The organism is Kitasatospora sp. NPDC043949, assembly GCF_056435365.1.
The window spans coordinates 207,880-219,880 of sequence record NZ_JBWKEQ010000007.1 but is presented as its reverse complement, the minus strand read 5'-3'; the positions used below and the strand labels follow the sequence as shown (position 1 = coordinate 219,880).

Sequence of the window (12,001 nt, the reverse complement as noted above, 5' to 3'; positions counted from 1 at the left end):
CCAGTACCGCCCCGACATCCTCGACGGATTCCTCGCCGGGACCGGCCTCTCCCTCGACCTCCCGCCGCCATCACCCTGAAGCGCCAATGTCAGTAAGTGGTCGGCGCAGCCGGCGCCGCTGACGTAACGCGCGGGGCGCGGGCGCGGTTGCCTACGCCATGATCACGATCACGTGAATCTTGTCGAAACAAGATCATTATTTGATGATCCTTTGGCGTCATTTGACCCCATCTTTGATCTTGCCGCCCACTCCTATGCTCCGAGAGCGCCGTCGAGCGACGGTGTCTCAAGGAGTCGATATGAACAGACGGATGACCACACGACGCAGACCCGGCAGGCCCGTTGGCATGCGGGCGGTGAGCGGGTCGCTGGCCCTCGCCGTGGCGGTGTCGCTGCTGGCCGGGTCCGAGACGGCCCTCGCCGCGTCACCGAGCGCGGCGGCGAAGGCGGGCAGGGGAGCCGGGCAGTGGGCCACGTCCGCCGCCGACGTGCCGTCGGCGAGGGTCGCCGCCCGGCTGTCCGGGCAGCGGGTGGAGGCGCTCTCCGAGCGTACGGAGACGTCGACGACGTGGGTGAACAAGGACGGTTCGCTCACCACCGAGCTGTTCGCGGGCCCGGTCCGCTTCCAGCGCGACGGCCAGTGGGTGGACGTCGACCTCGGCCTCCAGGCGGGCGCGGACGGGTCGGTGGCGCCGAAGGCCCACCCGAACGCGCTGCGGCTCGCCGGTGCCGGCGGCACCCGGGCGAAGTCGCTGCTCCACGCGCAGGCGGCGGCCGCGGACGACGCCCGCACCCTGGTGACCCTCGGACAGGGCGACCAGCAGGTCGAGCTCCAGTGGCGCGGCGGCCTGCCCAAGCCCGCCCTGGACGGTACGAAGGCCACCTACCGGGACGCGATCGCGGACGGCGCGGCCGACCTGGTCGTGGAGGCCACCCGGACCGGCTTCGAGCAGTACACGGTGCTCAAGCAGCGCCCGAGCGCCGCCGGGTTCTCGTACACGATGCCGCTGAAGGCCGACGGCCTGAAGGCCGAGGTCCAGCCGGACGGCGGCGTGCTGTTCACCGACAAGCGCACCGGCGAGCGGCGGGCCGTGCTCCCGGCGCCGGTGATGTGGGACGCGACGGCCGCCGCCGAGGGCTCCGGCGAGCACGCCCGGCAGGCGAAGGTCGGTCTGAAGGTCGTTCAGCGCGGCGACGGCATCGACCTGGTGTTCACGCCGGACGCCGCGTTCCTCGCGGACCCGAGGACGCAGTACCCGGTGACGGTCGACCCCTCCACCACGGCCCTCGGCAACGTCTTCGACACCCGGGTGCAGCAGGGCGAGACGGTCGACTGGTCGGCCGACACCGAGATCTACTGGGGCAACTCCGGCACCAAGAACGCGGACGGCTCCTCCCGCCAGGCCCGGTCGTTCATCAACTGGAACACCGCGCCGATCGCGGACGCGCTGATCACCAACGCCAGCCTGTCGCTGTACAACTTCCACTCCGGCAACAGCGACTGCCAGCCCTACGCGTGGGACATCTGGGACACCGGCCTCGCCTCGACCGCCTCGCGCTGGACGGCGCAGCCCTCCTGGAACGCCAAGAAGGCCACCGGCACCGAGACCAAGGGCCGGGACGCCTGCGGCGGCGACGGCTGGATCACCGCGGACGTCACCAACCTGGTGCAGACCTGGACGTCGGCGAAGAACACCACCTCGGGCATGGGGCTGCGCGCCCCGGACGAGACCAACACCAAGTACTGGAAGGAGGTGAACTCCGCCAACGCCGCGACCAACGTCCCGAAGCTGACGGTGACGTACAACTACCGCCCCCGGACCGGGACGGACCAGCAGGCCGGCTCCCCGTTCTACAAGGACGCCGCCGGCACCTGGTGGGTCAACTCCACCACCCCGACGCTGCGCGACACCTTCGTCGACCCGAACAACGACAAGGTCGACGGCACCTTCCAGATCTTCGACGCCGCCACCGACACCCAGGTGGGCAACGTCCTGGTCTCCCCGTACGTGCCGAGCGGGGCCCCGGCCTCCGTCAAGGTCCCGGCCGGTGTGCTGGCCAACGGCAGGACGTACAAGTTCCGCACCTCCCCGTACGACGGGCTGCACTACAACAACAACTGGTCGGCGTGGGCCACCTTCACGGTCGACACCTCCGCCCCCTCGGCGCTCGCCGCGCTCTCCTCCTCCGACTACCCGTCGGGCCAGTGGGTCAAGGGCCCCGGCCAGGCCGGTTCCTTCACCGCGACCCCGCCGGCCGGTGACCAGAACGCCCTGGAGTGGACGCTCGACGGCGCGACCTGGACCAAGGTCGCGACGAACGGCTCCGCCGCGCCGGTGACCTTCACCGTGACCCCGGCCAAGGCCGGCACCAACACCCTTCAGGTGCGGGCGGTGGACCGGGCGGAGAACAAGTCCGAGGCCCGTACCCACACCTTCCAGGTCGGCGCGGGCGGTGTCACCTCCCCGAACGACGGCACCCGCACTGCGGCGCGCCTGCCGCTCACCGCCGAGGCCGACGCCGCCCGGTACGACCAGGTGGCCTTCTCCTGGCGGCGCTCCGACGCCGACGCCTGGACGCGGATCCCCGCCGGCGACATCACCAACGGCGGTGCCGCACTGGCGGCCTGGCCCGTGCCCCTCGCCGCGGGCAAGAGCCCGGCGCTCACCTGGAACGCCACCTCCACGGTGACCCCGGACGGCACCGTCCAGCTCCGCGCGGACTTCACCGGGCCCGGCGCCGCGGCCGTCTCCTCCGAGCCGGTGCGGGTCGTCGTCGACCGCAAGGCCGACGGCGCGGCGACGGAGAACGTCGGCCCGGGTGCGCTGAACCTGCTCACCGGCGACCTCAGGGTCCCGGCCACCGACGTGTCGCTGTTCGGCATGACGGTCGGCCGCACGCACTCCTCGCGTGACCCGCGGGCCGCCGCCGGCCAGGACGGCCAGGCGGCGGTCTTCGGCCCCAACTGGGTGTCCAGCGTGTCGTCGAGCCTGTCCGCCTCGGAGTACACGGAGATCCGCAGGACCTCCGGCACCTCGCTCAGCGTGATGGCCGCCGACGGCTCCGCCGTCTCCTTCACCTCGAACGCGGCCGGCAACGGCTGGGCGCCCGAACCGGGCAGCGAGGACCTCACCCTGAGCGGCTCCTTCGGCGCCGACTTCACGCTCTCCGGCACCGAGGGCACCGTCACCACCTTCGCCAAGGCCGATCCGGCCGCCGCCACCTGGACGGTGACCTCCACGCTCCAGGGCGGGCTGGCCAACACCACCACCAGCGTGGTGTCGGAGACGACCGTGGTCGGCGGCAAGACGCTGGCCCGGCCGAAGCTCGTCATCGCGCCGACCTCCGCGGCCACCCCGGCGGTGTGCGCGGCGAACGTCGCCGCCAAGGGCTGCCGCGTCCTGCAGTTCGTCTACGCCACCGCGACCACCGCCACCGGCGTCACCACCGGCACCGAGTTCGGTGACGTCGCCGGGCAGGTCAGCGCGATCAGGCTCTGGAGCACCGCGCCCGGGGCCGCCGCGGCCACCGCCACCGACGTCGCCGTCTACCGCTACGACTCGGCCGGGCGGCTGCGCCAGACCTGGGACCCGCGGCTCGGCCAGAGCAGCCAGAACCAGTACGCCTACTACACCCAGGGCGCCGACGACGGCCTGCTCTCCTCCGTCCAGCTCAGCGGCACCCGCGCCACCTCGCTGGCGTACGGCACCGTCACCGCCAACCCGGCCGCGGGCCCGGGCATGTTGACGAAGACCTGGCACGACACCCTCGCCCCCGGCACCGCGGGCACCGTGAACGGCACCGCCACCACCACCGTCGTCTACGGCGTCCCGCTCTCCGGCGCGAAGGCACCGGAGGACCTCTCCGCGCCCGCCGCCTCCGCGTGGGGCCAGAGCGACCTGCCGACCGACGCCACCGCGGTGTTCCCGCCGGACCAGGCCCCCGCCTCCAACAACGGCACCGACCTCGGCGCCGGCGACTACACCAGGGCGAGCGTCACCTACCTGAACGCCTCCGGCCGCCAGGTCAACCAGGCCACCCCGGGCCACCACGTCACCACCACCGAGTACGACAACCAGGGCCACCAGGTCCGCAGCCTGACCGCGGGCAACCGCGAGCTCGCCCTCGGGGCCACCCCCGCGGCCAAGGCCGAACTGGCCGACCTCGGCATCGACACCCTGCCCTCCGCCGAGCGCGCCCGGCTCCTGTCGAGCAGCAGCGCCTACAGCGCGGACGGCCAGCAGGAGACCGACGTCTACGACCCGCTCCACCGCATCACCCTCGCCGCCGACGCCACCTCCGGTGCGACGGTCCTGGCGAAGGCCGGCACCCAACTGCCCGCCCGCCAGCACACCGTGAAGACCTACGACGAGGGCCGGCCGACCGACGGCACCGCCAAGATCAAGAACCAGATCACCCTCACCACCACCGGCGCCCGGCTCCGCGCCTGGCCCGACCTGCTGGTCGACGCCCGCCAGGACCGGACCACGTACAACTGGGCGCTCGGCGTGCCCACCGCGCAGATCAAGGACAGCGGCGGCCTCGCCCTGACCACCACCACCGGCTACGACGGCCAGGGCCGGGTCGTCTCGACCCAGCAGCCGGCCTCCACCGGCTCCGACGCGGCGGCCGGCTGGACCACCTACTACACCGCCGGCGGCACCGGCACCTGTGGCAACCGCCCCGAGTGGGCCGACCTCGTCTGCCAGACCGGGCCCGCCGCGGCCATCACCGGCGGCGGCGCCAACCCGGCACAACTGCCCACCAGGACAACCCAGTACGGGCAGTTCGGCCAGGTCACCCGCACCACCGAGACGGCCAACGGCGTCACCCGCACCACCGTGACCGACACCGACACGGCGGGGCGCCCCACCACCGTCACCGTCACCGACGGCCTCGGTACCCCGGCCCCCGCCGCCACCACCACGTACCACCCGGGCACCGGCGCCGTCACCCGCCAGACCTCCGCCACCGGCGGCACCATCACCAAGGGCTACGACGAACTCGGTCGCCTGATCTCCTACACCGACGCCGACGGCGCCGTCACCACCACGGAGTACGACGCCCTCAACCGCCCCACCAAGGTCACCGACACCTCCCCCTCCACCACCACCTACACCTACGACACCGCCGTCGACCCGCGCGGCCTGGCGACCTCGGTGACGGACTCCGTCGCCGGCACCCTCACCGCCCGCTACGACGCCGACGGCACGCCGCTCACCCAGGGCCTGCCCGGCGGCTACACCCGGACCGACGACAAGGACCCGGCCGGCACCACCACCGGCCGCACCTACACCCGCGACAGCGACGGCCTCGTGCTGGTCTCCGACGGCATCACCGAGACCATCCACGGCCAGCGGGCCACCCACACCGGCACCCCCGGCGTCACCGCGGCCCAGACCTACGCCTACGACCGGGCCGGCCGGCTCCTCCAGGTCCAGGACACCTCGACCGACGCCGTCTGCACCACCCGCACCTACACCTTCGACCGCAACACCAACCGCACCGCGCTGGCCACCGCCGACGCCGCCCGCGGCCAGACCTGCACCACCACCGGGGGCACCGGCCAGACCAGCACCTACGACACCGCCGACCGCCTGGTGAACCCCGGCTACACCTACGACGCGTTCGGCCGCACCACCGCACTGCCCGGCAGCACCGTCGCGTACTACAACACCGACCTGGTGCAGCAGCAGACCAGCGGCACCAACCGGCAGAGCTGGACCCTCGACTCGGCCCAGCGCTTCCGCGCCTGGACCACCGAGACCAACACCGCCGGCGCCTGGGCCCAGACCGGTCTGCGGACCAACCACTACGGCTCCGACACCGACAGCCCCCGCTGGATCACCGAGGACTCCGCGGGCACCCTGACCCGCAACGTCACCGGCCCCGCCGGCACCCTCGCCGCCGCCACCGCGAAGACCGGCGGCACCGTCCTGCAACTCGCCAACCTGCACGGCGACATCACCCTGCGGCTGCCGCTGGACACCGCCGTCGCGCCCACCGTCCTCGACTACGACGAGTACGGCCAGCCGCGCACCGGCCAGCCCGGCACCCGCTACGCCTGGCTCGGCGACAAGCAGCGCTCCGACGAGACCCCGAGCGCCCTCACCCTCATGGGAGCGCGCCTCTACAACCCGGCCGCCGGCCGCTTCCTCTCCCCCGACCCGGTCCAGGGAGCGAGCGCCAACGCCTACGACTACTGCAACGCCGACCCGGTCAACTGCACCGACCTCAACGGCCGGATGCCCGGCTGGCTGAAGGCCGCGCTCAAGGCCGCCGTCGCCCGTGCCGTCCAACTGTCCGTCACCGCGGCCGTGGCCGCCTGGATCCCCTTCCTGGCACCCTGGGCGCTCCACATCGGCAACTGCGCCGGCGGCGCCTGCGCCGGTGTACTGTTCGGGAGCGGCGGCTGGAAGCAGCGCATCGTCTGGGCCGTCGCCGGCTGCCTCGCGGGTTTCGTCTTCGACCGCGGCGTCTCCCAGCGGATCGTCGACAAGGTGATCGGCGTGGTCAGGAGGTTCGTGTGACATCCACGGAGTCGGCGGAGTCGGCGGAGGAACCGGCAGCGCGCCGGGTGAGCCCGCTGCGCCTCGCCGCGACCAACGGGGCCTGGCTCGCGCCGTCCTTCCTCGCCGCCTACCTGCTCGCCGACCGCCTCACCGCCGACGCCACCACCCGCACCTGGTGCACCCTGCTCCTCGCACCGGTGATCGGCCTGGCCCTGCGTGCCGCGGCCACCCTCGTGGCCCGCCGCCGACGGGCGCGGACCAGCCGGCGATAGCCCGACGCACACTCCCGCAACAGGCCGACCCGCCGGCGCCACCGGCGGGTCGGCCTGTTCCGTGCTCGTTCCGTGCTCGTTCCGTGCCAGCGGGGCACACCGATGGTCACGAGGCAGACGGGGCGGCCGATGGCGAAGGCCGAGGCCAACGGCCTCGGCCTTTCGGCCGCCCGACGCCGAACGGCGCGCCGGGCGGTCAGCCCACCGCGGGCCGCGTACGACGCGCGGCGCGGGCAGGCACCTCCACCACGGTGAACCAGACCAGGACCGCGCACAGGAAGGCCGCCGCCGCGAAGACCAGCGGTCCCGTGACGGAGTCGTCCCGCGCGCCGGCGGCGAGCGCGGCGACCGCCGACAGGACGAGGGCGACGGCCGCCAGCGCACGAGGGCTGCGCGCGACGCCCGGTGCGGCGGAGGACGGCAGCAGCCAGAGCGCGAGACCGTAACAGGCGCAGCCCAGCAGCGCGGCCCCCAGCACGTCGCTGGGCCGGTGGTGGTAGAGCGCCTGCACGGCGCCGGCGGTGACGGTGAGCCACAGCATGCCGACCGCGGTGACGTAGGGGCGCAGGCGCGGGGAGGCGACGAGGGCGGCGCCGAGGACCAGCCCGATGGGGACGGCCGCGTGCCCGCTGGGGAAGCTCACCTCGGTGAGCATGTCGGGCGCGTTCACCAGGTCGGGGCGGGGCAGGAGCATCTTGCTGCACACCTCGGTGCCCCCGAACGTGCCCAGGACGACCCCGATCGCCGCGCAGCCCTGCCACCAGCACCGCCGCACCAGCGCGACGACCACGATCACGGCCATCCCCACGACCAGGGTGGGAAGGGCCGTGAACTCCAGCGGCGGCATGGCCGCCGAGTCGTAGACCGACCCCGACCAGTCGTAGATCCACGCCGGTTCGCCGCCGTTCCCGTTCATCAGGGAGTTCTCCCCCCGCTGCCCGAACGGGGTCCAGACGGCGAGCAGGTAGACCGCCACGAACCCCAGAGCGCACAGCAGAGCCGGCAGCCACGGCCGTATCGACCGCGAAGGGCCCCCTCCGGCCGGGGTTCCCGGGGCCCGGCCGGGAGCGTCCGGCCCGGGTGCGGACAGGGCCGGGTGATCTTGCTGAGTCATCACTGTCTTTCTGCTCGCAGCTCTGGGAACCGCGAGCCCTGGTCGTAGACGACTTGGTTTGAACGGGGACGCCGACGACGACGTCACGGTTCCCGTCCCGACCCGGACCCGACACCGGATCCGGACCTGGACCCGGACCCGACACCGAACCCGGACCCGGACCCGGACCCGGACTGAGGACATCGCCGTCGGCTCCTGCGGCGTCATGCCGGGTGGATGAGGCGGCTCTCGTAGGCGAAGACCACGGCTTGTATCCGGTCGCGGAGTTCGAGCTTGTGCAGGATTCGCCCCAGATGGGATTTCACGGTCGCCTCCGCGAGGAACAGGGCGGCCGCGATCTCGGTGTTGGACAGGCCGCAGCCCACCTGGACGAGCACCTCGCGTTCACGGGCGCTGAGCCGGCTCAGCCGATGGTCGGGGCCGGCGCTGCCGCCGTCGGGGATGTGCGGGCGCAGGTGCTCCAGCAGGAGGCGGGTGATCCGCGGGGACACCACCGCGTCGCCCGCGGCGACGCTGCGTATCGCGGTGAGCAGTTCCTCGGGCCTGGTGTTCTTCAGCAGGAAGCCCGAGGCTCCGGCGCTGAGTCCGGCGAAGGCGTATTCATCCAGGTCGAAGGTGGTGAGGATCAGCACTCTGCTGTGCGGGGAGGCCCGGATGACCTGCCGGGTCGCCTCGATCCCGTCGATCCCGGGCATCCGGACGTCCATGAGGACGACATCGGGGCGCAGTTCCCGGGCGAGGCGGATGGCCTGGGCGCCGTCCGCGGCTTCGCCGACCGGTGTCATGTCGGGCTGGCCCTCCAGGACCGTGCTGAAGGCCATCCGGAGCAGTGCTTCGTCGTCGGCGATCAGGATGCGGATCGTCATGCGGACGCCGCTCCGCCGCTGTCGAGGAGGAGACGGGTGTGGACTCCCCAGCCGCCACCCGGAAGCGGTCCGGCCCGCAACGTCCCCCCGTAGGCGGCCGCGCGCTCGCGCATGCCGGGGATGCCGTGGCCGGACGGTGTGGCGCCGGGAAGCGGCGGGCGGGGGCCGCTGTCGGTGACGTCCACGGTGACGGTCCCGGTCGAGCACCGTAGCCGGACCTTCGCGCGTGTGCCGGTGGGTGTGTGCTTGAGGGTGTTGGTCAAGGCTTCCTGTACCAGGCGGTAGACGGTCAGTTGTGCGGTGGCGGGTATGTGGGTGTGGCCGCCCTGGACCTCGATGCGGGTCGGCAGCCCGGCGGCGCACATCTGGTCGGCGAGGGCCTCCAGTTGGGCGATGCCGGGCAACGGGTGGCGTTCCGCGTCCGGTTCGTCGGTCCGCAGGATGCCCAACGAGCGCCGCATGTCGGTCAGGGCCTGCCGGCCCGTCTCGGAGATCTGGAGCATCGCGGTGGTCGCCTTGTCGGGCGACCGGTGCTGCGCGTAGACGGCGGCGTCGGTGAGCGCGACCATGACGGACAGGTTGTGGGTGACGATGTCGTGCATCTCCCGGGTGATACGTGTCCTCTCCTCGGCGACGGCCAGTCGCGCCTGCTGTTCCTGTTGCTGCTCCAGGCGTGCGGCCCGTTCCTCCAGGGCCGCGAGGTAGGCGCGCGTGGTCCGCACGTTCACACCCAGGACGGCGGCGGCGACGACCATCGCGGTGACCGCGACGAAGGGGGTCAGGAACGCGCCTTCCGTCGCCCAGCGCAGGCAGGCCAGCAGGGCCCCCGCCTCCACGACGGCACCGGTGACGAGCGTGCCGCGCCGGCCCGAGTTCGCGGCTGCCGTGTAGAGGGCCACCAACAGGCAGACGTCCGCCGGAAGTTGGACGTCCGTCAGCCACTGGACGAAGGCCGCGGCTGCCACGACGCCGAACACCGCGAGCGGGGCCCTGCGCCGCCACACCAGGGGCAGTGCGAGGGCGGCGGTGAGGGCGACGGCCACCGGCAGCTCGTGCGGTGCCCGGGTGGTGATGATGTTGAGCAGGAGAAGCGTCGGCAGCAGCGAGTCCCACGCCATGGGCGGCAGCCGGGAGGACCGGCGCCCGGCGGCTGTCACCAGTCGCGCCGCTCGTGCGGAGGCCAGGTCGGCGTACCTCGTCAGCCGTGAGGTCGTCCCCGCCCACCGCACCCGCGTCAGCACCCACACCCTGCCCCGGCCCCGGCCCCGGCCCCGGTGGGCATTGCCGGGTTCCGCGGCCGCCTCGGTCATCGCACGTCCCTGTCGATTCAGCGTCATGGTGGCCCCGGCCGGGGCTGCCACCGCGTGCAGCCGGATCCGAGTGGAGTACGGGAACGTACGCCTCGCGCTGCCCGGCACGTACCGCGGCCCTGTCACGGTAGGCGGCGGGCCCCATGGAGCACATGAGTCCACCGTCTGATGGCGCCGTGCCCGGGTACGACCGCAGGAGGAGTCCCGCTACCTCCCGTGGTCGTAGGGCGGCCGCCGATCCGGCGTGCCCGATTGCCACTCCGGTCGCACCGGGACCTGCCGCGGATTGCGACCCCGGTGGCACCCGACGGCGACCCGGGATCGATGTGGCAGCGCGTGCCCGGCGCCGAACATGGCCTGGTGACCGAGATCATCACGGGGCTGTACATGTCCCCCCTGGAAATCCTTGTCCTGCTGGGCGCCGTCGCACTGGTGGTGGCGCGCTGGCTTCCCCCCTCCGCCCGCCCACGCGTCACGATCGCGGCGGGGGCGGTTCTCGTGCTGTCCGCGATCCTGCTGAGCGTGGCGGGGATCCACTGGCAGATGCTGCCGGTACTGGCAGGCGCCGCCTTCGCGTCGCCGTTCGCCCTCTCCCCCCTGCTGCGACCGCTTCGACGCCGTCCCGGCCGGCCGGCGTGGCGGGCCCGATGGTGGCTGGCGTTGCCGGGATCGGTGGCCTGCGTCGGCCTGATCGCCACGGGCCCGGTGGCCGCCTGGGCCCTTCCCGTACCCGAGTTCCCCCAACCGTCGGGCGACTTCGCGGTCGGCACCCGCGTGGTCCAGTGGACCGACCCGCACCGCCCCGAGACCTTCACCGCCGATCCGGACGACCGGCGCACGGTCGTGGTCCAGCTCTGGTACCCCGCGCAGAAGAGCCCCACCGGCGCGCAGCGGGCCCAGTACCTCGGACGTACGGAGCACGAGGCGCGCACCGTCTCCGACGCCCTCGCCCGCCAGGTCGGCCTGCCGGGTTTCCTGGTCGACGGTGTTCCGCGTGCCCACACCCATGCGGTCTTCGACGCCCCGGTGGACGGCGGGCGGGGGCGGTTCCCCGTCGTCCTGTTCTCACCCGGGTCGGGCGGAGTGCGCACCCAGAACACCGCCTGGGCGGAGGAACTGGCCAGCCACGGCTACGTGGTCGCCGCCCTCGACCACCCGTACGACTCCGCCGCCGTCGTCCTCTCCGACGGCCGGACGATCACCACCGAGACCACCTCCACCGGCGACCCGGACCAGGACGAGAAACTGGCGGCCGACTGGACGGCGATTCGGGCCGCCGACCTCGGCTTCGTCCTCACCCAACTGGACGGCCTGGACCGGGGGGAGGCCGCCGACCCGCTGAGCGGACACCTGGACACCGGCCGGGCCGCGGTGGCCGGACACTCCATGGGCGGCGCCGCCGCCCTCCAGGCAGCCCGGCAGGACCGCCGCTTCCACGCCGTCATCGATCTGGACGGCTACCCCCACGGCCCCGCCTCCCCCTCCCTCGACCAGCCGACGCTCGCGCTCACCCAGGCCATCACCCCGGCAACCGACCCGCGCTACCTGCCCCGCCTCACCGAGGCGCTCAAGTCCAGCACCGCGACGAGCTACCGGCTCACCATCCCCGGCGCCGCACATCTCACGTTCATGGACGGCCCCCTGTATCTGCCGCCCGTGCCCTCGATCGTCGGCTCCCTGGGCCGCACGGAGAGCCCGCGCGTCGTCGCCGCGGCCACCCTCGCCTTCCTGGACGCCACTCTGCGAGGCAAACCCGGCGACCTGGCCGGCGTTCTGCCGGCCTACGGCAACCTCACCGTCCACCGCCCGGACAACAGCGGCTGACCAACTGTTCCGGGGCACGTACGCCTGCCGGACGAGGACAACGGCATCAGACGAGATCATCAGCCGGACGGCCGTGCCCGAAACCGCTGGTAGGCGGCCCCGC

6 protein-coding genes are annotated in these 12,001 nt (G+C 73.1%); 3 read left to right on the top strand and 3 right to left on the bottom strand.

Annotated features, from left to right (window positions below):
* The first annotated feature begins 311 nt into the window (after positions 1 to 311).
* Together AC07AL_RS08965 and AC07AL_RS08960 are read left to right on the top strand one after the other, a co-directional pair.
* Positions 312 to 6,530, top strand: coding sequence for a DNRLRE domain-containing protein (locus AC07AL_RS08965; protein WP_478317256.1), 6,219 nt, complete (start codon positions 312 to 314; stop codon positions 6,528 to 6,530).
* Entirely contained in the window at positions 6,527 to 6,784 is a 258-nt protein-coding gene (locus AC07AL_RS08960; protein ID WP_363586197.1) for a hypothetical protein, read from the top strand. Before AC07AL_RS08965 ends, AC07AL_RS08960 begins: the two co-directional genes overlap by 4 nt.
* 196 nt (positions 6,785 to 6,980) lie before the next feature.
* Here the strand turns inward: AC07AL_RS08960 and AC07AL_RS08955 are convergent, their stop codons facing one another.
* The 3 genes from AC07AL_RS08955 to AC07AL_RS08945 form a co-directional block, all read right to left on the bottom strand.
* Positions 6,981 to 7,898 carry a phosphatase PAP2 family protein gene (locus AC07AL_RS08955; RefSeq protein WP_400808193.1) on the bottom strand — a complete coding sequence of 306 codons (918 nt, stop codon included), beginning with the start codon at positions 7,896 to 7,898 and terminating at the stop codon, positions 6,981 to 6,983.
* Between the two features lie 203 nt (positions 7,899 to 8,101).
* Positions 8,102 to 8,764: a response regulator transcription factor gene (locus AC07AL_RS08950; protein WP_363586194.1), complete on the bottom strand. Its 663-nt coding sequence runs from the start codon at positions 8,762 to 8,764 to the stop codon at positions 8,102 to 8,104.
* Positions 8,761 to 9,882: a sensor histidine kinase gene (locus AC07AL_RS08945; protein WP_478317255.1), complete on the bottom strand. Its 1,122-nt coding sequence runs from the start codon at positions 9,880 to 9,882 to the stop codon at positions 8,761 to 8,763. The genes AC07AL_RS08950 and AC07AL_RS08945 overlap by 4 nt, the downstream gene beginning before the upstream one ends.
* Positions 9,883 to 10,398: 516 nt before the next feature.
* Between AC07AL_RS08945 and AC07AL_RS08940 the strand changes: the two genes are divergently transcribed.
* On the top strand, positions 10,399 to 11,898 hold the full coding sequence (locus tag AC07AL_RS08940) for an alpha/beta hydrolase family protein (RefSeq protein WP_478317257.1): 1,500 nt from the start codon (positions 10,399 to 10,401) through the stop codon (positions 11,896 to 11,898).
* Positions 11,899 to 12,001: the final 103 nt, after the last annotated feature.